The 25,109-nt window shown below is 50.2% G+C and carries 21 protein-coding genes; 5 read left to right on the forward strand and 16 right to left on the reverse strand.

From position 1 onward, the window contains the following. The first annotated feature begins 74 nt into the window (after positions 1-74). Positions 75-2,306 (forward strand): DNA internalization-related competence protein ComEC/Rec2, encoded by a 2,232-nt coding sequence (locus tag B7992_RS00420; protein ID WP_254917563.1) that lies wholly within the window; start codon positions 75-77, stop codon positions 2,304-2,306. A gap of 1 nt (position 2,307) precedes the next feature. Here B7992_RS00420 and B7992_RS00425 read toward each other — a convergent pair whose 3' ends face one another. Beyond that, positions 2,308-3,015, reverse strand: coding sequence for a hypothetical protein (locus B7992_RS00425; protein ID WP_073156929.1), 708 nt, complete (start codon positions 3,013-3,015; stop codon positions 2,308-2,310). 61 nt (positions 3,016-3,076) lie between these two features. On the opposite strand from B7992_RS00425, the gene hisC reads away from it, so the two are divergent. The 3 genes from hisC to B7992_RS00440 all read left to right on the forward strand — a co-directional run bounded on the left by hisC (position 3,077) and on the right by B7992_RS00440 (position 6,231). After that, on the forward strand, positions 3,077-4,168 hold the full coding sequence (gene hisC, locus B7992_RS00430) for a histidinol-phosphate transaminase (RefSeq protein ID WP_073283748.1): 1,092 nt from the start codon (positions 3,077-3,079) through the stop codon (positions 4,166-4,168). Between the two features lie 114 nt (positions 4,169-4,282). Beyond that, a complete protein-coding gene (locus B7992_RS00435) occupies positions 4,283-5,110 on the forward strand; it encodes an inositol monophosphatase family protein (RefSeq protein ID WP_088665357.1) in 828 nt (275 codons plus the stop codon). Positions 5,111-5,157: 47 nt separating this feature from the next. After that, on the forward strand, positions 5,158-6,231 hold the full coding sequence (locus B7992_RS00440; RefSeq protein WP_141100328.1) for a hypothetical protein: 1,074 nt from the start codon (positions 5,158-5,160) through the stop codon (positions 6,229-6,231). A gap of 133 nt (positions 6,232-6,364) precedes the next feature. Here the strand turns inward: B7992_RS00440 and B7992_RS00445 are convergent, their stop codons facing one another. Further along, a complete protein-coding gene (locus tag B7992_RS00445) occupies positions 6,365-8,923 on the reverse strand; it encodes an ATP-dependent Clp protease ATP-binding subunit (protein WP_088665359.1) in 2,559 nt (852 codons plus the stop codon). 482 nt (positions 8,924-9,405) lie between these two features. On the opposite strand from B7992_RS00445, the gene B7992_RS00450 reads away from it, so the two are divergent. Beyond that, on the forward strand, positions 9,406-10,167 hold the full coding sequence (locus tag B7992_RS00450) for a transporter (protein WP_073156943.1): 762 nt from the start codon (positions 9,406-9,408) through the stop codon (positions 10,165-10,167). Between the two features lie 67 nt (positions 10,168-10,234). On the opposite strand, the gene B7992_RS00455 is transcribed toward B7992_RS00450, so the two are convergent. From B7992_RS00455 to B7992_RS00520, 14 genes are all read right to left on the reverse strand, one after another. Then, positions 10,235-11,635, reverse strand: a complete 1,401-nt coding sequence (locus B7992_RS00455) for a TldD/PmbA family protein (protein ID WP_088665360.1) — start codon at positions 11,633-11,635, stop codon at positions 10,235-10,237. 47 nt (positions 11,636-11,682) lie between these two features. Beyond that, a complete protein-coding gene (gene hisF / locus B7992_RS00460) occupies positions 11,683-12,459 on the reverse strand; it encodes an imidazole glycerol phosphate synthase subunit HisF (RefSeq protein ID WP_073157388.1) in 777 nt (258 codons plus the stop codon). A gap of 171 nt (positions 12,460-12,630) precedes the next feature. Next, positions 12,631-12,954 (reverse strand): thioredoxin, encoded by a 324-nt coding sequence (trxA, locus tag B7992_RS00465; protein WP_073156948.1) that lies wholly within the window; start codon positions 12,952-12,954, stop codon positions 12,631-12,633. Positions 12,955-13,014: 60 nt separating this feature from the next. After that, positions 13,015-13,686: a DUF3575 domain-containing protein gene (locus B7992_RS00470; RefSeq protein ID WP_073283757.1), complete on the reverse strand. Its 672-nt coding sequence runs from the start codon at positions 13,684-13,686 to the stop codon at positions 13,015-13,017. A gap of 18 nt (positions 13,687-13,704) precedes the next feature. Beyond that, positions 13,705-15,375, reverse strand: a complete 1,671-nt coding sequence (locus B7992_RS00475; protein ID WP_088665361.1) for a PCMD domain-containing protein — start codon at positions 15,373-15,375, stop codon at positions 13,705-13,707. A gap of 11 nt (positions 15,376-15,386) precedes the next feature. Further along, entirely contained in the window at positions 15,387-16,682 is a 1,296-nt protein-coding gene (locus B7992_RS00480; RefSeq protein ID WP_088665362.1) for a PCMD domain-containing protein, read from the reverse strand. A 9-nt stretch (positions 16,683-16,691) separates the two neighbouring features. After that, on the reverse strand, positions 16,692-17,408 hold the full coding sequence (locus B7992_RS00485) for a hypothetical protein (RefSeq protein WP_073156960.1): 717 nt from the start codon (positions 17,406-17,408) through the stop codon (positions 16,692-16,694). Between the two features lie 66 nt (positions 17,409-17,474). Further along, positions 17,475-18,464 carry a nickel/cobalt transporter gene (locus B7992_RS00490; protein ID WP_141099758.1) on the reverse strand — a complete coding sequence of 330 codons (990 nt, stop codon included), beginning with the start codon at positions 18,462-18,464 and terminating at the stop codon, positions 17,475-17,477. 23 nt (positions 18,465-18,487) lie between these two features. Beyond that, positions 18,488-19,078, reverse strand: coding sequence for a DUF1007 family protein (locus B7992_RS00495; RefSeq protein WP_139258196.1), 591 nt, complete (start codon positions 19,076-19,078; stop codon positions 18,488-18,490). Between the two features lie 6 nt (positions 19,079-19,084). Beyond that, a complete protein-coding gene (locus B7992_RS16490) occupies positions 19,085-20,707 on the reverse strand; it encodes a hypothetical protein (RefSeq protein ID WP_175547631.1) in 1,623 nt (540 codons plus the stop codon). Positions 20,708-20,848: 141 nt separating this feature from the next. Next, a complete protein-coding gene (locus B7992_RS00505) occupies positions 20,849-21,610 on the reverse strand; it encodes an RNA methyltransferase (protein ID WP_073156971.1) in 762 nt (253 codons plus the stop codon). Positions 21,611-21,736: 126 nt separating this feature from the next. After that, the gene (locus tag B7992_RS00510) at positions 21,737-23,008 is read right to left on the reverse strand and encodes an argininosuccinate synthase (protein WP_073156974.1); all 1,272 of its coding nucleotides are present in this window, start codon (positions 23,006-23,008) and stop codon (positions 21,737-21,739) included. 50 nt (positions 23,009-23,058) lie between these two features. After that, positions 23,059-23,997 (reverse strand): monofunctional biosynthetic peptidoglycan transglycosylase, encoded by a 939-nt coding sequence (mtgA, locus tag B7992_RS00515; RefSeq protein WP_073156976.1) that lies wholly within the window; start codon positions 23,995-23,997, stop codon positions 23,059-23,061. Then, positions 23,997-25,103, reverse strand: a complete 1,107-nt coding sequence (locus B7992_RS00520) for a CHC2 zinc finger domain-containing protein (RefSeq protein WP_073156979.1) — start codon at positions 25,101-25,103, stop codon at positions 23,997-23,999. The genes mtgA and B7992_RS00520 overlap by 1 nt, the downstream gene beginning before the upstream one ends. Between the last annotated feature and the right edge of the window lie 6 nt (positions 25,104-25,109).

The following is a 25,109-nucleotide window of genomic DNA, read 5'->3' on the forward strand; positions in this document are numbered from 1 at the left end:
GTATAAAAAATGTTTTCTGCAATCTTCAAGACCTGTTAACAGGAATCCAGGGAAAACCGGCCCTATGGGGAGCCATGGTTTTCATCGTCACTTTGGTCACCTTCGACGCCCCCGTCTATGGAATTCCCCTACTGATTCTTTGTCCCTTTTTGATCCACGTTGCCTCCCGCCACTTGCAAAAGGCCTCCCTTGCGGCCCTGATTCTAGCCCTAATCAGCCACTACGCATTGCATAGCCCCATAAACCCGATTAAGTCCCAAGACGTTCCTCAACAGGGTTGCGGCATCGTCGAGACGATTCAAAAAAAATCCAGCGGTCTAGCCGTCATCATCAACAGCGGTTCTAACAAAATAAGACTCACCGAAAAACGGGACCTCCCCATTATGCCCATGGCCGGAGATTCCATTTGTTACGAAGCCAGCTGGTACCCAGTCAATCCGCCAACCGTTCCAGGTGCGTTTGATACACGGCAATGGCTGCAATCACAAGGATTAACCGCCTACGGAAAATTCAAGCACTGGGATGTCTATAGCCACCGACTAGTTCCCGAACGATACTTCTATAAATTCCGACAATGGATAGCCCGCAGATTCGCCGACTACCTGGACCCAGCCGAAACAGGACTCTTGCTCGGGCTACTTGCCGGCGACAAGAGCGGAATACCCGACGCCCTCCGCAGCGACTTTCAGAGGACGGGGCTTGTGCATGTGCTAGCCATCAGCGGATTCCATGTGGTACTGCTGGCAGGAATGCTCATGATTCTTTTGAAAGCAACAGGCCTCCCCCATCACATAGTGCGTCTGTTGGCGGTATTACTGCTATTGCTCTACATCCCTGTAACCGGAGGTTCTCCTGCCGTGCGACGGGCCGTCATCATGTTCTCGGTCCCTCTAATAGGAGCCACCTTCCAAAAGCAGCCCAACCCATTAAACAGTCTGGGAATCGCCCTATTCATCATCATGTTCCCGGAACCTGAAGTCATCTGGAATCCAGGCTTTCAGCTATCCGTGGCGGCTACGGCAGGCATCATCATTAGCGGCCCTCTAAATCCACTACAGGGTCTCCCCAAGAAACTGACCAAGAACAAACTATGGGCATTTTTTCAAGGAGCCATACTGGAACCTACCTACGTCACCTTTTGCGCCACCCTTTCTACAGCCCCCTTTCTCATCCATCATTTCAAGACTTTGTCGCCCGTTGCCTGGTTCGGAAACATCGTCGTTGTGCCAGCCATTTCCATGGGTATGCAGGCTGGCCTATTTGCCTTGCTATCGCCCCTCGATATTTTAAGGCAAAACTTCTGCTATGCCGCCAAATTCTTTTTGCGTCTGGCCACCCTGTTAACGCGATTACTGTCCGACTCTTCGGAAGCCTCCGCCACGGTGGGCCCCTTCGGCCCTGCGTTACTCCTTCTGCTGGGGCTGGTGATACTGCTGGCCCCTGCCGCAAAAAAGAACCGCCTTGTCCAGAGATTTTACCTGACGAGCCTTCTCGTATTTTGCGGAACATTCGCCTACGGAAATTTCATAAAGGCTAGCGTTCCCAATTGGCAATTAACCACCCTAGATATAGGCCAAGGCGACAGCCACCTGCTTACAACTCCATCCCAAAAACATTTCCTCATCGACGCCGGTGACGGAACCCAGAACACCATCGTCCCCTACCTGCACCACATCGGAGTTTCCCACCTCGACGCCTTTATCATCACCCACCCGGATCTGGACCATTACGGCGGAGCCCTTTCCCTGATTAAGACATTCCCTGTAAAAGAATTGTGGATTACGGATTGTGCCCGCATAGAAGACAAGTCTAACTGGCAAAAATTCATTCAGGAAGCATACAGCCGAGGCATAATCATTCGGGATATGGAACGTGGATTGCTATGGAAAGAACATCTTTTCCAGATTGAAATTCTTCATCCGGTTACCCGCCGGTGTGTCGACGTAAACACCCAGAGCATCACACTGCGGGCCAAGGGATTGGGACACTCCGCCCTACTTACAGGCGATCTGACTATTGCAGGAGAAAAGGAAATCATGAACACAGATATGTACATAAAAAGTGATGTCCTGAAATTAGGACATCACGGATCAAAAACGTCTAGCAGTCGAGTCTTTCTGCAAAAGGTGCAACCCCAGTTAGCTATTGTTTCTAGCGGGCGACACAACCGCTTTCGCCACCCCAGCAAGCAGGTCATCCAACGGCTGGATTCCCTTGGAATACCTTACGTGAATACCGCCGAAAAAGGGACCATCCACATTTTATTTTCAAGGGAAGGCGTGCAGACAAGCACCATGCTAGAATAAATTACAGCGAAGTCAAAACGTAGAGGGCAATGCTCTTCTGGTCGTTATTGGATTCCTGCAATACACCGATATCGAATTCTACGCGGACTCTAGCACCACCTAGAGCCAACTCCATCTTGGGGATGATATCCAGCATGAAGTCATCCTTGAGGTAGCCCACGCTACCCGAGGAATTCACCTCGATCATCAAGAGGAAGGACTTTCCAAAATGTAAAGTGGGAATGGTTCCTACGGCGAATTTCACATAGCCGTCTTCGCCAGTTACACCCTTCAGAAAACCTGCACGGGCCTCATAACCATTGGAGAAATTCTTGGCGATGAAATATTCCTTGCCATAAGTCAGCACCAAGGCTCCACCGTTATCACGGTTCAAGCCGAAGTAGCCGTCAATTTCAAAAAAGGCTCCGTTAAAACGGTAGCGGGTACCGAAGTCTACGGAAGTTTCCACATTGTCCAGCTGATTGTAAGTGTACACATCCAGCTTGGCACCGATATCCCAGTCCTTGGCCAGCTGACCCATGATGTTCACGGGGAACAGCACATTGCTGCCAAAATCAGAACGCAGGCCAACACCGGCGGCGAACTTGGGAGACGGTCTGAAATCAGGGCCATAAGTATAGCGCATGTTCCAGATACGGTCCAGGGCGAAACTGTTAGCTGCAAACATTGCAACCACAAAGGCGAAAATGGCAAGACGTAAATTTCTCATACTGCCCAAAGTTAGCTAAATTTTGTCCAGCCTTTTGTAGGCTCATTCAAAAGAGGATATTATGATCGATCCGCGTCCCGAACTTTCTAAGCTTTCTGACTACGTCCCTGGCAAGTCCATGGATGAAATTCGTGCCAAGTACGGCCTTACCGAAGTGGTAAAGCTGGCTTCCAACGAAAACCCCCTCGGCCCTTCCCCCAAGGCCAAGGAAGCCTACCTGAAGATCGTGGACACCTTGCATCTGTATCCTCGCGGAGACGCTCCCACCCTGATTAACGCCCTTGCCGAATTTTACGGTGTCAAGACCAGCCAGTTGGTGCTGGGTAACGGTTCCGACGAAATCATCGACATGGTAGGCAAGGCATTTATCCGTCAGGGCGACAACTGTGTGGGCATTACCCCCACCTTCAGCGTCTACAAGTTTACCACACTCTCCAACGGTGCCGATTTTATTGGCGTTGGGGTCGGTGAAGAAAAGACCGACTTGAATAAGTTGGCCGCAGCCATTAATGAAAAGACCCGCGTGGCCTTTATCTGCAGCCCCAATAACCCCACCGGCGTTTACTACACAGGCGCAGAACTTGAAGAATTTTTGAGCAAGGTTCCCTCCAATGTGATGGTGTTCCTGGACGAAGCCTACGCTGAATTCGCCACCGCTGAAGATTACCCTCGCATGTTCGAAATGATCGCGAAGTACCCCAACCTGCTTATCAACCGCACCTTCAGCAAGATCTACGGTCTGGCAGGCATCCGTCTGGGTTACGCCATCTCCAGCGAACAGGTCATCAAGGCCATGTGGAAGATCAAGCCGCCTTTCGACATTAACCTGGCCGCCCAGGCTGCAGCCATTGCCGCCCTCGGCGACAAGGAACACGTGGAACGTACCCGCCAGCTGAACGCCGACGGCATCAAGGTCCTGAAGCCCTTCTTCGAAGGTCTCGGTTTCAAGGTGCTGCCCACCCAAGGCAACTTCATCTGCGTCCACATCGGCCCTAAGGCAAAAGAAATGGTGCAGTTCCTGGAAGAAAACGGCATGATTATCCGCGGCCTCACCAGCTTCGGTTTGCCGGAACACGTCCGCATTACCTTGGGCAAGCCTGAAGAAAACCAGTTCTTGATGAATCTTGTTAAGAAGTGGACAAAACAGGTATGAGGGCGCAGCGGCGCTGCTTTGAGGTATGAGGGCGCGACTTCGTCGCTTTGAAGTGTCATCCTGAACGACCCTATATGTCATCCTGAACGAAGTGAAGGATCCAGAGAGGTTACAATGAGCGCAACAAAAGAAAATCTTGATTTGTTAAACATTGCCCTGAAGGCTGCCGAACTGGCTCAGGGTAACATCCTAAAGTATTTCCAGAACGATGTTGGCGTGGAATGGAAAGCAGACAAGACTCCTGTGACCATCGCCGACAAGAGCACCGAAGAACTTTGCCGCGAATTCTGGGCAAAGGAAACTCCGGGCTTCGGCGTCATTGGTGAAGAATTTGGAATCGAAAGTCCCGATGCAGAATACCAGTGGGTCATCGATCCCATCGACGGCACCAAGGCATTCATCCACGGCGTGCCTCTGTTCGGTACCTTGATTGCACTATACCGTCGCGGCGAAGCAATCGCCAGCCTTATCCGCATCCCGGCCATGAACACCGCTGTTTGGGCCGTGAAGGATGGCGGCGCATTCCTCGGTAGCAGCGCACAGGACTGCCGCGTCTCCAAGTGTTCCAAGGTGGAAAAACTTTCCGACGCCCTGGTTCTTTCCGGCACCGTCAACACCATGGAAACTGCAGGCTATGGCGAACAGTACGCAAACGTCCGTCGCGCAGCCCGCCTCCACCGCGGTTGGGGCGACTGCTACGGTTACTACCTGGTAGCCGCAGGCCGCGCCGAACTGATGATCGACCCCATCGTTTCCCTGTGGGACATCGCCCCGTATCCTCTGCTTTTCACTGAGGCAGGTGGCAAGTTCAGCATGCTGGACGGCAGAACCGAACTGTTCGATGCCAACGGCAAGCCCGTCGCCCCCATTTACGAAGGCTACACCAGCTTCGCATCCAATGGACTCATCCACAACGAAGTTGCAGGGTATTTCAAGAAGTAATATCAAAGCCGTAAATTACGGCAAAACAGGTTAGAAGGAGACAACAAATGAAGTTCACAAAAATTACAGCTGCAATTTTTACAGTTACATTAACTGCTTTATCCTTAATCGCATGTGGCGACGACAGTTCCGGGACTGCAGCCTCAAACAATCCGTTTTCACCTACTGGCGGATATGTTTATCAGCTTTCCGTCAATGAAGCGACCCAAACACTTATTGTTTCCATGTCACGAGAAGTCGGCGACTGCGCCCTTGTAGATGGGGAACCACAATGGCTCGACGGAGGCATAAAGGTTTATGCAGATACCAACACATACGAATTCAAGGGAGACACTCTAATCCTCCACACCTTTAAGACCTATGATGACGAAGTTTACGATCGCAAAAACTTTCTTATTGGCAAAAACAATGGTCGCCTATATGGTACTTGGGAAGCGCTTCTTTGCGATGATGACGATGACGACGGAGTGCAAGAGTGCAGCCTCTCACCTTACGCCACAGAAACAATCACTTTCACCCAATCAACAGCCACTGTCAACTTTAGTTTAAGAGAAAATGCTGATTTCACAAAAACGGATCTAGCCTACTACATTGTACAGGCTCTCTACAATGGTTCCGGTTTCCACGAAATCTACGCCAGCGATTTTGACGATCAGGATCAGGGAGGCCCGGAGTTCGACGTTTTCCTGCAAGAAAACAACATTACGTATCAAAAAGTAAGCAACAAGCAAGCGAACTTCACCATTAACGGCCAGGTCTACACCTTTAGCGTCACCTCTGCAGAAGAATCAATGGAATCAAGGCTGGTAGAAGCAACCGTAACCACGCTTTCCTCCACTTGCTACCTAAAAGATTTTGAAGAAGCGATTTCCAAGGAAACCTGCAATAGTCGCGACATCTACGACATGAGCGGGTTCCACGAATGCGGCATTGAATACGAACCAGACAGCATTGTTTACAACCAACTCATTCACGAAAACCACCTTACGAACATCGATGAATTCCGTGAATGCATTCGTAGTATTGCTCAACAGCCAAGTTCAGACATTCCCCTTCTGTATAAAAGAGCAGCCAAGGAAGCAAAGCCATCCAAAAAAAATTCCTGGTTTGCAAAATTCTAATCTAGCCAACAATAACACAACGCAGTTTGTATAAAAGAAACAGCCTCGGAGAAATCCGGGGCTGTTCTTGTACCAGACTTTCGTCCAGCACTGTGGGGGTTAGGAGGAATTTTTTGCGGCGTTCCGCGACGCTTTACTTCACAGTAAACACGCCGTTTTCGTAGTCGATGACCACCGGCTTTGCGGAGCTTACTGTGCCAGCAAGGATTGCGTGACTCAGAGGGCGTTCTACATTGCGTTCAATGAAACGCTGAATAGGACGGGCACCGAATTCCGGCTGGTAAGCGCCATCCGCAATGGCATCCAAGGCTGCATCGGACAGAGTCAGTTCCAGTCCCTGGCGGGCGGCACGCTTTGCAAGGCCAGCGAACTTCAGCTTTACAATGTCGCGGATCTGAGGCTTGGTAAGACTCTGGAATACCAGCGTTTCATCCAGACGGTTCAGGAATTCCGGACGGAAGAAAGCATGAAGGTCGGCTTCAATGTCGGCAACCGTCACCGGCGCCGTATTGCCAGAGGCCAACCGTTCCCGGAACTTTTCAGAGCCCAAGTTAGAGGTCATCAAGATCAGTGTATTCTTGAAGTTCACCGTGCGGCCCTTACCATCAGTCAAACGACCGTCATCAAGAACCTGCAGCAAAGTGTTGAACACATCCGGATGAGCCTTCTCGATTTCATCCAGCAAGATGACGCAATAGGGCTTGGTTCGTACAGCTTCCGTCAGCTGGCCGCCTTCTTCGTAGCCCACATATCCCGGAGGCGCACCGATCAAACGGCTTACCGTATGCTTTTCCATGTATTCGCTCATGTCGATACGGACCAAAGCGTTTTCATCATCGAAAAGTTCCACAGCCAAAGCCTTGGCCAGTTCCGTCTTGCCTACGCCAGTGGGGCCCAGGAACAGGAAGCTTCCGATAGGAGCGTTTTCACGACTGAGGCCGCTACGGTTTCTCAAGATAGCTTCAGACACCGCTTCCACAGCATCATCCTGGCCAATCACGCGAGCATGCAGGCGTTCATCCAAATGGAGCAACTTGGATTTTTCACCTTCGCAGAGCTTGGTTACAGGAACACCAGTCCAACGGCTTACCACCAGGGCGATGGTATCTTCCGTCACCTCTTCGGTAAGTTCGCCGTCACCTGCAGCCTTCGCAACAGCCGCAGTCTTTTCGGCGATTTCCTTTTCCAGGTTCACGATCTTATTGTACTTCAGTTCTGCGGCGCGGTTCAAGTCGTAGCGGGCTTCGGCCTGTTCCATTTCGTCCTTGGCCTGCTGCAAAGCTTTCTTCAAGTTCTGCAGCTCAGCACTCTGGGCGCGACGATCCTGCCAGCGTTCCTGCATAGCCTTCACGGCAGCAGCAGTCACAGCCAAATCTTCACGCAGTTCCTTCAAGCGCTTTACGGAATTGTCATCCGTTTCCTTCGCCAGAGCCTGCTCCTCGATCTTCATCTGCAGTTCCTTACGCTGCAAGGTATCCAGCGCTTCCGGCACCGTATCCATCTGGGTCTTTACAAGGCTTGCGGCTTCGTCAATCAGGTCGATAGCCTTATCCGGCAAGAATCGGTCACTGATGTAACGGTTAGAAAGTTTCACTGCAGCCACCAAGGCATTATCATGCAGACGCACGCCGTGGTGAGCATCGAAACCATCCTTAATTCCACGGAGGATAGAGATTGCCTCTTCTTCCGTAGGTTCATCAACTTGCACCGGCTGGAAACGACGTTCCAAAGCGGAATCCTTCTCGATGTACTTACGGTATTCCTGGGTGGTGGTAGCGCCAATGCAGTGCAGTTCACCACGAGCCAGCTTGGGCTTCAGCATGTTACCCAAGTCCATGGAGCCCTCGGTCTTGCCGGCACCCACAATGGTATGGATTTCGTCAATGAACAGAAGAGTATTTCCGTCTTCTTCAAGGGCGTCCAGAACAGATTTCAGACGTTCCTCGAAATCGCCGCGGTACTTTGCGCCAGCCATCAGGGCGGACAAATCCAGGGCGAAAAGTTTCTTGCCCTTCAATGCGTCAGGCACATCGCCGCGATAGATTCGCTCGGCGAGCCCTTCGACGATAGCGGTCTTACCCACGCCAGGTTCACCCACCAGGCAGGGGTTGTTTTTCGTCTTTCGGCTAAGGATCAAGATTACACGACGGATTTCCTCTTCACGGCCAATCACAGGAGCAAGCTTGCCATCGGCAGCCATTTCCACCAGTTCACGGCCATACAACTTCAGCGGGGACTGTTCCTCGGCATTGGCTGCCCCGGCAAAGGGATCGGAGAGCCAAGTCTCCACCACTTCCACAGAGCCCAGGGCGTCCTCAAACACCTTGGCAATGCCGCGGTCCCCAGCAAACTTCATCAAGGCCACCAGCATATCGCCAGGAGTCACCATACGGTTCACCTGACGGGCAGCCTGCACAGCGGCACGCAAAACACGGTTCAGATCGCTATCCGGGCCCACATCCGGGTTCGCCCCTTCCACACGGGGCACCTTCTGCACGAAAGGCTCCAGACGACCGCGCAGGTCCTGAGTCTTCGCGTTCTTGGACTTATACAGCTTTTTCAGGGTCGCATCAGGGCCTTCTACCAGACCCACGGCCAAATGGGCACATCCCAGGTAAGAATGGGAATTACGGTCCATCAAACTCTGGGCCTTGGCCAAAACCTTTTCTGCATCATTATTAAAATCAGACATATTTGCCTCCGCCACAAGGGCGCTTTTCTTTATTAACGCCCCACTTAATGCAATTGTCGTGCCAAGACCGTCTTTTTATGGATTTACCGCAAAAAAACACCGCAAACGGGAAAAAAAGGCTTTTTTTCATAAAAAAAGCCCCTATTTCGTTTAAAAAAGAACATTTTTCATCTCAAAAAGAACCGCCAGAACGTCCAAATTTGCGACATACACCCTCCAACGCCCTCCCAAAAGGAGCGCTCCCATTGTAAAGTGTTGTAAAACCCAACAACGGCAAATCACCTTGGACTATTCCCACTTGGACCAAACAAATCTATCTTAAGGATACAAAACCAAACATCCCATACACCAACAACGGCGCTCCTTTGGGGGGGCGCCGCTTGTTTTTTTGGGGTCTAAAAAAAATTTGAGTTTATTGGTCTGCGCCCCCCCCCCTTTTTGTATATTACCGCCCGTAATTTTTTACAACAAGGAGAACAAACATGCTCAAAAAAATCGCACTCACCGGAATTTTCGCAGCCTCGGCAACCTTCGCCTCCTGGGATCTGTTCCCGGTGCTCCCCAAAAATCAAGGCGAAGCTCATACAGGTCTCGCTTACAACGAAACAAATTACGCCAGCTGCCTCACCATGTTCGCTGGCGCACGATTTTCCGTCATTCAAAACTTGGAATTAGGGGTAATGGTTCCGTTCCGCTTCTACACAGAACTGCATGGAACCGAAATGGACGATGTCAATGGTTTAGGAAACATCGAAGCTTCGATTCGATACCAGTTCATCCCTAAAATGAACGCTTTCTTCGACGTAGCTATCCCCGTTGGCGATGATTCTTACAACGTTGAAGACGAATGGACTCTGAAAGGAGGCTTTCAATTCTCCTCAATCTTAACCCCCACGGTCAACTTCGGGTCGGAACTTGGCGTCCAGTATGAAACAGAAGGTGAGAAGAACTATTCGGAATTAGCCGCTAACATTTCAGCAGAACTGGATTTTACCGTTGTACCCCACTACACGCCCTATATCCGTTCTACAGTTTCCTTTATCATCGGAATCTATGACGATAGCGGTTTTGATTCCTTTCTTGGCAAAAACACCCCAGTCGGAACCTGGATTACCGTGGGTTCCAAGTTTGACATCACCGAATGGCTGAACCTAGACGCCTCCTACGGAGTTGGCATCGGCGACCACCTTTATGGTCCCAACCGTCCTAAAACTTATGGCCTAGGCTTAAACTTCCGTTTCTAAGTCACAAGGTTTAAAGCAAAGGCGCTCCTTTCGGGGCGCCTCTTTTATTTTCTAACAGAAGATAAAATCACCTTCCGCCAACCAGGATCTGGTCCACCTTGATGGACGGTTGACCGACGGTTACGGGGATATGGCCGGAACTTGCGCCGCAGACACCGGCAGCCAATTCCAAGTCAGAACCCACCATGCTGATCTTAGGCATAATTTCGTGCCCCTTGCCAATAAGGGCCGCGCCACGGACCGGTTCGCAAATCTTGCCATCGCGAATGATGTAGCCTTCGTCAACAGCGAAGTTGAATTCACCGGTGGCCGGGTTTACGGAACCGCCAGCCATACGGGCTGCATAAAGACCGTAATCCACGCTGGAAATCATATCGTCCAGGGAATCCTTGCCCGGGGCGATAAAGGTATTGCGCATACGGCTAACGGGAGCGTACTTGTAGCTTTCGCGGCGAGCACTTCCGGTAAGTCCGATGCCCACTTCCTTAGCACCCACACGGTCAGACATGTAGGTTTTGAGAATACCGTTTTCGATGAGGGTGGTGCGCTGTGCGGGAGTGCCTTCGTCGTCAATTTTCAGGCTACCCCAGACACCATCCAAGGTGCCGTCGTCAATGGCGGTAAGGCAAGGCTGACCAATAGCCGTTCCCAACTTTCCGCAGAAGGGGCTGGCGTTGCGTCGTACCGATTCCGTTTCCAACGGATGGCCGCAAGCTTCGTGGAAGATTACACCGCCAAAGCCGTTGCCCATGACTACAGGCATCTGGCCGCCGGGAATGTAGCCGGCAGTCAACATGCGAAGCACTCGTTCGCCTGCGGAGTTGGCCATATCCTCGGGCGAGTAATTTGCCAGCAGTTCATAACCACCAATGGCGCCCGGACGTTCTGCAGATGTCAAGCGTTCAGATCCATCTGCTGCAGTGACGCTTACACTTAGGCGCAAGTGGCTGCGGTCCATTTCCACATTCAGACCTTCGCTGTTCAACAAATTAATGTGGGTGCAGTCATCAGTTACGCCAACGGTCACCTGAACAATCTTGTCGGAAATGCCGCGGGCAGTCTTGTCGGCACGGAACAGAAAATCCTGTTTGACAGCCTGGCCCAAAACTCGAGGATCCTGGAAGGCGGCGGCGTTGTAATCGCAGACGCGCTTTGCAGGAGCAAATTCAAAAGGCTTTGCAGCAGAACCTTCACCACCATTCATGGCGGCAATGCGACCAAAAGCCAAGGTCTTTACCAAGTTCACCAAGGCTTCTTCGGAATCGTCGCTGGTAAAACCATAGAGGACTTCGGTACCATACAGCAAACGGATGCCGATACCGTAATCTGTACCTGCCGTAGCCGTTTCAATCTTACTGTCCTTAAGTCCCAGGCTAGAGCTTCGAGTTTCTTCTTCAAAAATTTCTACAAAGTCTGCACCGGCGCTTCGGCCAGCCTCAAAAATCTTAACAGCTACAGACGGATTCATAAAACCTCAAAAAAACGCGACAACCCCTAGAGGTGCCGCGTCAAAAATTACTTGTTGCGAACGGGAACGCCACCCTTGCGCATGGCATCCTTGATGCCCGGCACAGTGTAGTCGCCAAAATGAACCATGGAAGCCACCAAGGCGGCATCGGCGCTGGTCTTATTGAACAGGTCCACAATATGGTCGGGAGTACCGGCACCACCGCTGGCAATCACGGGAACCTGGACAGCCTTGGCCACCTGGTCGGTAATGTTCAGTTCGTAGCCCTGCTTGACACCGTCGGTATCAATAGCATTCAGGCAAATTTCGCCAACGCCCAGCTCTTCAGCCTTCTTGGCCCATTCTACGGCATCGAGACCCATAGGCTGACGGCCGCCACGAATGTACACTTCATAACCGCTGGGGAACTTTTCAGAAACACCCACAAACTTCGCATCCATACCCAGCACGATGCACTGGCGGCCAAAGGCCTTTGCACCTTCTGCAATGATTTCGGGATGGAGGACAGCCAAGCTGTTAACACTCACTTTCTCGGCACCGGCCAGCAATGCCTGATGCATGTCTTCCAGATTGCGGATACCGCCACCTACAGCAAAGGGGATAAATACGCGCTTTGCAATCTGACGGATCATTTCCATGTCGCAGGGGCGGTTTTCGGCGCTGGCGGTAATATCGTAGAACACCAGTTCATCGACGCCTTCGTCACTATAGCGGGCACCCATCTCCACCGGATCACCGATATCGATATTACCCTTGAACTTAACACCCTTCGTCACCTTACGGTCACGGACATCCAAACAGACAATCAAACGTTTTGTGAGCATGACGCAAATGTAGAAAAAGGTACGAGGAATGAGGCATGGGCAGTGAGCGGTGAGCAGCCAGTTGCGAGCTAAAGTCAGGCAACTCCGGCGCGATTGCATCCTGCGCTTTCGATAAAAAAAAATCCACCCTTCAAAAGGCGGATTTTTTGAAAATCTGTATAAGAATCGCTATTAGAGGTTACGGTCGATAACAGCCTTGACGGTGTTCTTAGGCACTGCGCCAACAACGTTGCCCACTTCGACGCCGTTCTTGAACAGCTTCATGTTGGGGATGTTAGTAATGCCAAAACGAGCGCAAATGTCGTTCACGCCGGCATCATCTACGTTAATCTTTGCGATGATAGCCTTGCCGTCATATTCGGCAGCCAGTTCATCAACAATAGGGCCCATCATCATGCAGGGGCGGCACCAGGTAGCCCAAAAATCAACGAACACCAACTGACCAGAACTGATCACTTCATCAAAATTTTCTGCAGTAAGAGCTAAAGCAGCCATGACAATCTCCAATTTACATCTGTAAAGATAATAAAATCAGCCTAATTTGAGGATATATAACTAGAAAGTAAACCCAATTGTGTAATTTACATCAAAATCTACGCCCACAGAAGATACTTCTTCCAGGTCATCGCGGTACTTTTTGCTCAAATAAGTGTTGGTATAGGTGGCACCGATATCAAAGGAAGAGGTAAAATGGCCCCAAATGGTCTTATTACCCACATACATGGCAAGACCCAGGCTATTTCCGGTTTCCTTAACGTCCTTGCTCCTCTTGTCTTCGTAGTCGCGTTCCACCTTTGCGTATTCATAAATGGCATGAATAGCCGTGTACATTCCCAGATGGCCGCGGTTGAAGTAATAGCGGAAACCTTCAGAAATACCAAAGACATTCACATCAAAATCAATCTTCTTGCGATTTTCGTCTTCGCCATCCCAGCTCTTGGTTTTGAAGTAAGGGCGAGTGATAATGGATGCATTGGAATTGATGTTACCTTCCAAGGTTAGCATCAGTGGCAGATAATCCTTGAAGAGGGGGTAAAAAATCAGGGACACCGGATGCACAGAAATGGCAAAAATGGGTTCACTGCTAGCAACATGATTGATCGTCACATTAGGAGTCGCAGGAGCGGGAGCACCGGAAGTATACTTGGAGGGATCGTCCACTACCTGGGCAAAGCTTGCAGAAACAAGAGCACCCAACATAACCAAAGCCAAGAAAGTCTTTTTCATTTCGTCCTCTTAAAAACGTTAGTAATAATAGAAACGTATCTCGTCTACAACAAGTGTAGCTCCCACCTTTCCCTTGTAATAATTGCCGTTAGCGCTAGATGCCATGACCGCCCTGAGGTGGGTCACAGCCATATCGCCGTCATAGCCATTCAGATGGTTATCAATGCCGCTGGAATTTTCCAGGTCATCCTTAAAAGTGTTGGAATTATGGATAGGAGAATCTTCATAAGGTTCGCCATACCTAAACTTCAAGCGCAAGGTCTTAAAACCGTTTTCCTTTTCGACGATGGAAACCACATCGGGATTGGGGCGGCCAGAATTGTCATCTGAGGCAGAACGGTACCAGGCAGAAGCCACCAACGTATTTACATCGCTAGAGGTGCGGTACTGATTCTTTCCCTCATTTGCAGTGGCAGTACGATTTTCCAGGAAGAAGTAAATGTCGCAGCTGTCGCCCTTGCCTTCATAGGTAAAGTCTACTTCTACATACTGCGGACGACCTTCAAAAGGCCTACCAAAATCAATCAGTTCATTTCCGTCGGGATATTTGCTCAACATGCTCGTTGCGCCAACGCCCTTAGGATTAAAGTAGCCTGTAAAGATATTTCCGCTGGCAAACTGTCCAATGCCAAGAATCTTCGCATCCATGGACTCCATCTTGGCAGCCTTTCCACCAGCCACATCCAAAGGAGAAGTCATGTTGAAGCCGGAGGTGTTTCCATTAGACCAGTCAGATGCAACATACTTGTTCCAGGAATCAAAAGAACTATTGGGGAACTGATAGCCAGCAACAATTCGGTATTCCTGTTCGGTCTTGCCGTTGGAGACTGTAGCAATCACCCCCTGGGCCAGGTTGTATTCGCCGTCATTTTCTACTCCAGAAATTTCGGTTCCTTCAGACAAGGTAATATCGCTAATTTTAACGCTAGACAATCCCGAGGCGTAGTCCAAATCATCATAGTAGATTCTGAAGGAGACCTTGCCGTCGCTGACGGAGCTATCAATGATCGCCTCGTTCCCGCCAATCTTCATAGACAGAATTCGCGGTGCATCCGGTTTCGATTCAGGGAATTCTTCGGCGGAGCCGAGATTTTCGCCAGAATCCTGAGCCTTGGAACTGCAGGACTTCACTTCATCCTGCTTGTCGTCAGACTTATCATCAGACTTGGCACTGCTGGAAGACTTGGCCGAACTAGAAGAAGATTTGCCCTTGTCATCAGTAACGGCTTCTACGCCAGGAATGGTAAAGCTAATCTGCCAAATGGAGGCGTCCCCATTTTCGGCCACCACAGCCACATAAACAGCAAGGCTAGAGGGAATGCGGATTTTGTCGCCAGAGCGCAGACGTTCGCTGGAATAAGAAACTTCGTGAGCCAGAGAATCCAATCCGGCGGAATCCGACGGAAATTCCCTGAACTTGCTATTGACCAAGTGCAATGTCGCCATGGAACTGATATCCAGAACATCCACCGCCACGGAGTCCCAGGATTCACCTTCTTCGGGAGCGACAAGTTTCACCTTGATCTTATGTTCGTCGGCATAGACCGACACGGAACCATCTTGACCTTCAAAGGTCAGTTCGTTAAGAGTCTTGTAGCCCGATGTTCCAAAGGTATCGTAGTCGGCAGTGCAGGCAACAAAAGACATTAAAACGGTTAAGAACGCAAGGAGTGAAATCAGACCTTTCATGATACCACCTCTTAGTAATTCAGCTTAAAGTTATCGAGGATCAGCTTAGCTTCTTTTCCGCCACGCTGTTTTTTGCCAGTTCCAGCAGCACCGCCAGCCACCACATGGGCATAGGCAGAAGAAGCAAACATCACATGGATAGAAGCAACTTCTTCGGTTCCCTCGCCCAAAGTCAAACCTTCAGCCATGGCAAAACCACCCTGCAACAATCCATCGGGATCAGCGCCATAGGACAATTCGACAACGACGGTTTTATCGCTTACGGATTCGGAATCGGAATGCATACCGCAGGCCACAACCTTCTTGTCGGCGCTAACCAGCATCACATACATCAAGGACTTCTGAGGATATTCCGTACTTGTATTGGAAACATGTTCGTAGGAATATTTCACCTCAAAGGAAACCGGGCGTGCCGTAAACGGGCGACCAAATGTCATCCCCTGAGAAATATCCGATTCATAACCGGCATCCGGTGTTCCCGAAGTGTAATTCCACTGGTAAAGCTGGACGATATCATTGGCCTTAAAGGAGCCAGCAAAGTAGAACCCGCCTGCAATTTTCCAGGAGCCGGGAACGCTTAGAAATGAACCGACAATCTCGCGGGTGGTCAAGGTTGCACGACCACTGGCAAATTCAAGATTAGCCGAAGACTGGAACTTGATACCGCCGGCGGAAGTTGCTTCAGCCATGACATCGCTGGTAGTTCCCCAGAAAGAAGCGTCGTACTTGGTAAAATCGGAACCCGGGAGCTGCGGTTCTTCGGCACTACTAGACAGAATTTCTTCAGAGCTACTAGAAACTTCTTCGCTAGAACTGGATTCTGCATCCTTTACAGAACTGGAAGACTCGCTCTTGGCAGAACTACTGGATTTTACGCTACTGGAACTGCTAACCTTTTTAGAACTGCTGGATTTTACCTCGGGAGATTTGACCTTCCAGACGTCAACAACGCGGTTCTTTTCATCAAGGACTACAATATTTGCGAATTCACCTTCTCTTGTTATCAAGTATGCGCCTGACTTCAGCGGACTATCCCAATCTATTTCAGGATCCACCAGGTCCTGGTCCAAAGCCAGGTAGTATTTAGCGCCACCCAAAGAAGACAGAGACGAAACCTTCAGGGAATCCTTTTGGCAGGGAACATCAATTTCATGTTTCTTGACATTCAGGCTTGCATCCTTGCAGTTTGAAAAGAGAGGGCCTTCATCAACCTTTTCAACTTCGGCGGAAGTTCCCGATTCGCCACAGCCCCACAGGCACAAGGCCACAGCCGCGAACAAAAAAGCAGTCTTATTCATCCAGTTCATTGCAATCTCCTAGAAGAACATGACCAGAGAGAAGTCCAGGGCCAATAGGTTAATGGTAAAGTTCACTACATTGTACACAAGCTGACTTTTAGTTTCGCCATTTTCTTCAACTTCAATAACGCTGGAATTCAGGCCCAGCAAGCCCACAGAAGTTTCAAAGGCGAATCGGTTCAGCACCATGATGCAAATACCGGGATTGATACCTGCCGCAATAGACCAGGAACGGTTGCGGGATTTCTTCATGTCTTCCCCATCATCGGTCTGGGATATGCCGTAGGAATATTCAACCGAAATGGAGGTTTCATTGAAGAAGTAGACGTTTCTGGAATCAAGAATCTTCAGGTAGTTTTTCAATAGCGGCTGGATAAAGAATCCGTTGCTCACATACTTCCGATGTTCAGACAGATCCAAAACATCTTCTAGCAGGGCGAAGTCAATATCAAACCAGGTTCTGGAATAACCGGCACGCATACCGATGGCCATAGCGTCCTTGACGAAGTAGCCACCGAACGCTTCAACCGTAAAAGTGTAGCCATAAGCCTCGTATACATCGCCGATCATAATGTTCAGCACATCATCATCGGTATTGGCCTGGATCAATGAAAGGGATGTACCGCCATAAAAATTTCCTGCAGCAATGGCTTCACCTTTTTCTACAGGATACAAGCCTTCTAGGATTCCACCTTTCTTTTCTTCGGCGGAAGCAATGGCTACAAAAAGAGCCAAACATAACAAAAAACAAAATCTCATATTATCGCAAAGTTAAAAATTTGCGAAAATCAGGTCAAACCCCTAAACCCTACCAGCAAAGAAATTGGAAAAAAGCAACAAGCCCGAAACAAAAATTACCGCCCCGCCTACCATCGAAGTAAAGCAGTAAATGCTAGAGGCAAAGCGAGATGCCCTTGAAGTTTTGTCGATTCCCTTTCTAAAGGCTACTGCCCCAATACCAAAAAGAACATTGGTACAAGTCATGCCGATGCAAACGAGAACCGCACCAAGCAAGGCAAGCCCCACCATGGAATTCAGCAGGCAGAATAGAACAATCAGGGCCACAGCCGGGCAAGGCACAATTCCCGTTACTGCAGCAATGCCGATAATTTCTTTCCAGCGGGCGACAGGCGGCAACACATTTTCCTGGCCTTCACATTTACGGCGACGGCCCTTGACAAAATCCACAACGCCAAGCACAGCAAGCAGCAAGCCCGTAATCATGAGCAAAGCATAGCTAGCCATTTCGATACCACCGCGACCATTTTCGAAAACAGGGAATACCGTGGCCTTGAAAATTGCATACAAAATAAAGAGTAGTACAACAGCGCTCAGCGTATGAGTAAAAGTAATACCCGCACCCAGAGCAACTCCCTGACGCCAACGTCCGCGACGAGCCAAGAAGAATCCGATGACAATAGACTTGCCATGGCCCGGGCCCAAGGCATGGAGCATGCCATAGACAAAGCACAGCAGAAGGAACTTCCAGATACAAGACCAGTCCCCAGATTTCATGGTCACAATTTTCGCCGTTACTTTTTCGCGCAGATCCTTCTGCACCTGAGCCAAAGCGGCATGAAAAGAGGCCCCCTGAGTGGGCGCAGATTTCAGAGGTTCCTCTGAAGTTGTATTGACCGCACTGTCAGGGACTGTTGAAGTTTCTACCTGCGTCGCAACAGGTTTAGAAGAACCATCTTCACTAACATCAAAGCGTTTCTTCTTGACAGCGGCGGACGCCCCAATAGCCAAGGAGAGCACTAGCACCATTAAAACTTTCAGGAGATTCTGCACATTCACCCCGCAACAGTCTTTCGCTACTTTTTCTTATATCTCAGGTATAAGCCTTCTATACCCGAATGAAAAGCCTTGAACAAGGTCAAGTCGCTAACGCCGTCGTTAAAAAACTCCACGTCTATGGAATCAGGAGCCTCAACGTCGGCACTTTCCATATCTGTGGTCATCAAGATGTAATTGGTAACGTCGGCAACAACAACTACAAGCATGGAGTAATCATTGGTGGCAGGGCAACCAAAATACACGTCAAAGTCAAGGACCAGTCGGCGATTCTGCAAAGAAGCCTTGAAGTTCTTGACCTGCTTAGCCTTCAAGAAATCAGAACCGCGCTGAACGTAGTTGTAGTAGTTATTCCCTTCAAGAGGATCCAGGATAATACTCTTGAACCACTCATTTTCCTTGGGAGAAATTACACCATCGCCATCAACATCGCCAGACGACATCATGGCGGTACTATAAAGTTCATCGTACACCCAGCGGTTCCTGACCGAGGTAAATCCATCCTTGTCAAAAAGAACCTTGACTGTCGCATCCACAAAAACGTGGGGATGGCAAAAGCCTGGGACAACCCAGGCCATGCACAAAAAGAAAATCAACTTTAGAGTCTTCACACGAACCTAGAACGCGAGAATAATACCGGCTGTCAACAAACCAATACCGATAGCACCAAGACCGGCAGCAATACCGCCCTTGACGTCACCAGAACGATTCAGACTATGGTTGTCCTTGACCATCTGGCGGGTATCGTCACTATCAAATGCAGAGAGCTTGGTGTAAGCCTTCTTCTTGGCAGCAGCGTCGCTCCAGTCACGTTCGGCCAGGTACCACAAAACACCACCGGCAATAATGGGAGCGATGGAGCCCCACAGAAGGCCACGGCCAATGCGATGGTTGCTGCGAGCCTTGTCGTAGTTCTTCTGGCTTTCGATGAATTCCACATCCAGCACCGGAGTCATTTCCACGTTGACCAAGTTAGGCATAAAGGCCTTCACTTCGATGGTCACGGAAGTATCGCGGTAGCCCACCTTTCTCAGGTAAACCGTTGCGGAGGGTTGGGGCTTAATCTCGTTGACCACCACGTCGGTCACGTAATGAGGCATCACGTACTCGGTGGGCTGTTCGTTGATGTACACTTCCACCGCTTCCGGATCCGTGTTCAAGGTCAGGCGGGTCGTGGGGCGAAGCACAGGAATGCTCACCTTGTTCAGGCTATCCGCATTGATGCGCACCACGGTAGAGCCCCACCATTCCACGTCCTTCAGGACCTTCATGACAGAGATGGTGTACTTGCCCGGCTTGATATTCTTGATGGTATCGGGAGCCACCTGCTTCAGGGGGATTCCATTTACGAACAGGGAGCAGGCTTCCGGTTCAGACACCACAAGGAGGTTGGCCTTTCCGGGAGGATAAAGTTCAATCTTTTCTTCTTCGATAACAATTTCGGGCACCACGTAATCAGAAAGGGACAGGTCGATCATGACCTCATCTTCCAGGTTGTAGAGGCGCTTCAGTTCATAGCGGTAAATCTTGATAAAGGGATTCTTGGCTTCGGCTTCGATACTGTCCTGGATTTCGCGCTGGCGGATTTCTTCTTCCACCTTGGCGATTTCTTCCATTTTCTGGCGCTGATCTTCCTTGGCAAGTGCGGTTTCAAGGTCGTCACCTACACCATCGTCGGCGGGAACCTCTTCTGCAGGTTTCTCTTCGGCCTGGGCAGACATGGAGTCCTTCACCGCGTCGGTCATGATGATTTCGTTTTCCTTCTTGGGAATGACGACTTCTTCATCTTCTTCGATTTCTTCCACCTCCTGGCCATTGCTTTCCTGGAGGGCTACGGCGGCGGCATCATCCAATTTTTCGATGCGCTTCTGCTGTTTTTCGTTGGGCTTCTTCAGGTAGACCGTATCCTTTTCGATCTTCACGAAGATGGCGTCCAGTTCTGTAGAGTCACCATTGACCCAGTAGCGGACCGGGACTTCGCGAGTCTTCTTTACGGGAGCAACCGGAGCGGCAGGTGCAACAACCGCAGCGGGAACAGCCGCAGGAGCAGGAGCGGCAGATTCGGCAGACGCAGGAGCCTCGGCAGGAGTTTCTGCGGTCGTACCGGCTTCATCTGTAGACGTTTGACCTTGAGACTGAGAGGCAACCGCCTCCAAACCAGCCATGGCATCGGAAGCCTCCACACTGGGGGATTCCTGCCACACATCCTGAGAGGACATTTCATCCTGGGCAAAGGCCATTGTAGCCGCAGCCCAAACAACCAAAGAAGTTAAAATACGTTTCAACATGTAAAGAAAAATAAATAAAAAAGGGCCTTTGGCAAAAGCCAAAAACCCATAATTGTAAGAAAAAGGGAATATTCTAGATAAAAAAAGCAAACTTTAAAGAGACTTGACCAATTTAGCGCAGTAAATCGGGCCTCTTCCGTCTGATGTGTCGGGCAAAATATGCACACCGAACTCCGTACGGTCCGCGCCTGGCAAAACCTCTTCAATTTCTGCAGGCTGCATAGAAGGACGCTTCTTGAGGATCTTCTTGACCACGTCATCGTTTTCCATGGGAGAAAGGGCACAAGTGCCGTACACAATCGTTCCGCCCGGTCGCAGGGCATCTACCGCAGAAGCCAACAGAGCCCCCTGTTCTACAGACAAACGCTTAACACGCTTCGCCGACCAAACTTTCAAATGTTCCGGAGAGTTCAGCACATGCCTGTCAGAAGAACAAGGCGCATCCAGCAGAATCTTGTCGTAGGACTCCTTCTTGTGCAGGCCAAACTTCATTCCATCATAACCAGAAATCTTGATAATGGAACGCCAGGCCTCGGGCAAAGTCTGCTCCACCACGCGCTGCAAGCGAAGTCTACGATCCGGAGAGCGGTCGTTACTTTGTAAAGACCCCTCCCCCTTCAGCATAGATGCAATCACGAGAGTCTTGCCACCCGGAGCGGCACACATATCCAGCACGTCATCACCAGGCCGCACGTTAAGCGCACGTGCCGCATAGACAGAAGCCTCGTCTAGGTAGTACGGCTCAAGGCCATCGCCAAACCTAAGTTCCATAGCCCTGCCCTCGCCCTTCAAGGACTCCAGCAAAGCCGGCCAGCGATTCCCAAACAACTTCTCGTAATAGTCAAAAAATTCCATAGGACCAAAAATAAAAATTTTCAGTTCCTCTCCAAAACAAAAAATCCCTCGGCTATTCACCGGGGGATTTTTTCTAGAAAGATTCTAGGAAGGAGTCTAGAGGGAACCATGGGGTTCCCTTTGCTACTACTTATTCGGGAGCTTCACTTCCTTACCGAACTTGACGTTGGTCTTGTTCTTGAGGAGGAGAGCGCGAGTCTTCAGCGGGAGGCCGAAGCAACGGATGAAGCCAGTAGCGTCCTTCTGGTCGTACATTTCGACATCAGAGAAGCCACCGAGGTTCATGTCGTACAGGCTGTAGGGGCTCTTCATGCCAGCCGGAATGATGTTGCCCTTGTAAAGCTTGAGGGTAACTTCACCGGTAACAACCTTGTTGACTTCGTCATAGAAGGCGTCCATGCACTGGCGGAGCGGAGTGAACCACTGACCATTGTAAACCAGGTTTGCATAGGTCATAGACATCTTCTGAGCTTCGAACAAGGTTTCCTTGTCGAGAACCAGCTGCTGCAGGCATTCGTGTGCCTTGTACAGGAGGGTGCCACCCGGAGTTTCGTAAACGCCGCGGCTCTTGAGGCCGACGAGGCGGTTTTCAACGATGTCCAGGAGACCGCAAGCGTTTTCGCCACCGATCTTGTTCAGAGTTTCGAGGAGTTCAACTGCGTCCATCTTCTTGCCGTTGACGGAAACCGGAGTACCCTTGTCGAAGCCGATGGTCACGTGAGCCGGCTTGTTGGGAGCCTTTTCGTAGGTAGCGGTATGCTTGAGCATATCGTACTTGTGTTCCTTGTCCGGTTCTTCCAGGATGCCACCTTCGTGAGAGAGGTGCCACAGGTTGCCGTCTTCGGAGTAGATCTTCTTCTTGCTGATGCCGTTCAGAGGAATCTTGCGGGCGGCAGCGTAGTCAATAGCGTCTTCGCGGCTGTGGATGTTCCACTTGGAGTCCTTCCACGGAGCGATGATTTCGAGGGTCGGATCGAGAGCGGCGTAGGTCAGTTCGAAACGGACCTGGTCGTTACCCTTACCGGTTGCGCCATGGGAAACAGCGTATGCGCCTTCCTTCTGAGCGATCTTCACCTGATACTTGGCGATGAGGGGGCGAGCGAAAGAAGTACCCAGGAGATAGGTGTTTTCGTACTTGGCACCAGCACGGACGGTGGGCCATACGTAGTCTTCGAGGAATTCCTTCTTGAGGTCCAGGACGTAGCACTTGGAAGCGCCAGTTGCGAGAGCCTTCTGTTCCAGAGCCTTAGCATCCGGGAAATCGTTCTGACCGAGGTCAGCAGCGAAAGCGATCACTTCGCAGTCATAGTTTTCCTTGAGCCAGGGGATGATGATAGAGGTATCGAGACCACCGCTATAAGCGAGGACGACCTTCTTCTTGGAATCTTTCTTAGCCATTTTATTGTCCTTTTAAGAAAAAAAATTTAGACGTTGAAAATATAGCACTTTTAATGATTTTTGAAAGCCTTCGCCTTAACCTTCTTTTCGGTTGCAGGCTGTGGTTGAGCCACAGGAGTCAACGGCTGCGCAGGAGGAGCCATCAACTGCCTCAGGGAATCCACAAGAACGCTATCCTTCTTGGGGAACATATTCTGATAGATAACAGCACGGCGCTTAGCCATGAACTGGCTCTCCCTCATATTGGGGTGATGCTTTGCCGGTGCCGCAAGCATGGCGGCCAGATTGATGGCCTGGTCCAGACTGATCTTGGAGCAGCTCTTCTTGTAATAGGAAAGACAAGCCTCCTGACAACCAAAGATATCCTTGCCCCACTGGGCGTAGTTCAGGTAAAGTTCCAGGATTCGGTCCTTACCCAGTTCATGTTCCATCAACAAGGCATAGGCCAATTCCTTGAACTTACGATCAAAAGAACGCTCACCGCTAAGGAACAGGTTCTTGGCCAGCTGCTGTGTAATGGTAGAACCGCCAAACTTAGTCTTCCCGGCCATCTGGTTTGCATCCAGGGCTTCCGCAATGGCGCGAATGTCAAAGCCGGGATGGAAATAAAAGCCGGCATCTTCGCTGGCAATAACCGCCTTACGCAGATGGGTGCTTATAGAATCCAGCGGTACATAGGTATGTCTGATTTGAACATTTGGATTGGAATCCCTCAAGGCTTCCATGTACTTGGAATTCTCGGGTTGGGTAACCTTCAGTTCCTCAACACTTTCATAAATGTCATAGCCGTAGATGAAGACACGATAAATCAAGTAGCTAGCCGCCACCGTAAACGCGGTAGAATAAATAATGCAGATCAACAGGGCCTGTCGGAGGATAAAGTTGATCAGTCTATAAATCCACTTGATAATGAAGGCCAAGATCCGGATGACCAGTGTACCCGATAGCCACTTGAAAAAATCTCTAATCTTTCCAAAAAACTTCTTCATCACTTCTTTCCTCCAAACCAGTCATTAATGTCCTCGCCCTCTTTCATGGCCGTCGGCAAACCCTCCATGCCTTCACCAAGAATCACACTTCGAATACCAGCCTGAGTAAACAGGTTACCGATATATTCCATACCGCTTCTCCCGGCTTCGTCATGATCAAGACAGAGAACCACATTCTTGTTCTTAAAGTAGCTTAGCCATTCCACCTTAAAGGATCTTACTCCCGGAATACCTACAGCGTTTATCTTCTGCCCCAAAAAAGTCAGCGTGTCCACACAACCTTCACAAAGGTAGACCCAGCCGGGCTTTTCATCCAGCGCCGAAAAATTATAGGGGAAGGGAACCGTAGACCTCAAGTTCATTTCCTTGGGAACCACGGAACTGTCAATCGCGCGAGACTGGAAATAGAATGCCCTGCGCTCCTTATCCAGATAGGGGAAAATCAGGGGATGCTTGTAGTAACGCAGGTTGCCCTTGTCGTTAAACAGCCCCACATACTTCAAAACCTCGACACCAAAATCCGCTTTCAGGCTGTTGTTTACCGCTTCGTAATCCGTAATGGTTCGAAGGAGCATACGGTCCCACACCGGCTTATAGATTCGACGCTTGGCCAACCAACGGGCAGCGGGAGTATTGTCTACAGGACTGAGACGTTTCAAAAAAGAAAGGACAATACGCTTGCGATCTTCTTCGGGAACAAGTTCCTTGAGATCCGGTTCAGCAGGAGGTGCCGCAGGCACGCTTACCTGACGTCCATTGATTATGGTTCGCAAGCCGGGGCCATCGGAACGGGAAACAGGCTTTTGCGCATTGCCAGGCACCAGGAACGGATACTGTTCCATAAGCCAAGCCAGGGCCTCGGTAAAAGAACAATCCCGTACAATTTGCACAAGCGAAATCACATCGCCGCGAATATCATCGCAAACCCAGCAGCGGAAATACCCCCGTTCCTCAGAAACTGAAACAGAAGGAGTTCTATCTCCATGGACATGGCGCTGTGGACAAAAACAGCGGCATTTACCCCGCACCACATTCACCCCAAGGCTCTGGGCCACGGCAGTGATAGAAATGGAGGCCTTGAATTGTTTCAGTTCTTCGTTGGTCATTTAGAT

It is taken from the genome of Fibrobacter sp. UWH1, from assembly GCF_002210365.1.
In the GTDB taxonomy this organism is placed as follows: domain Bacteria; phylum Fibrobacterota; class Fibrobacteria; order Fibrobacterales; family Fibrobacteraceae; genus Fibrobacter.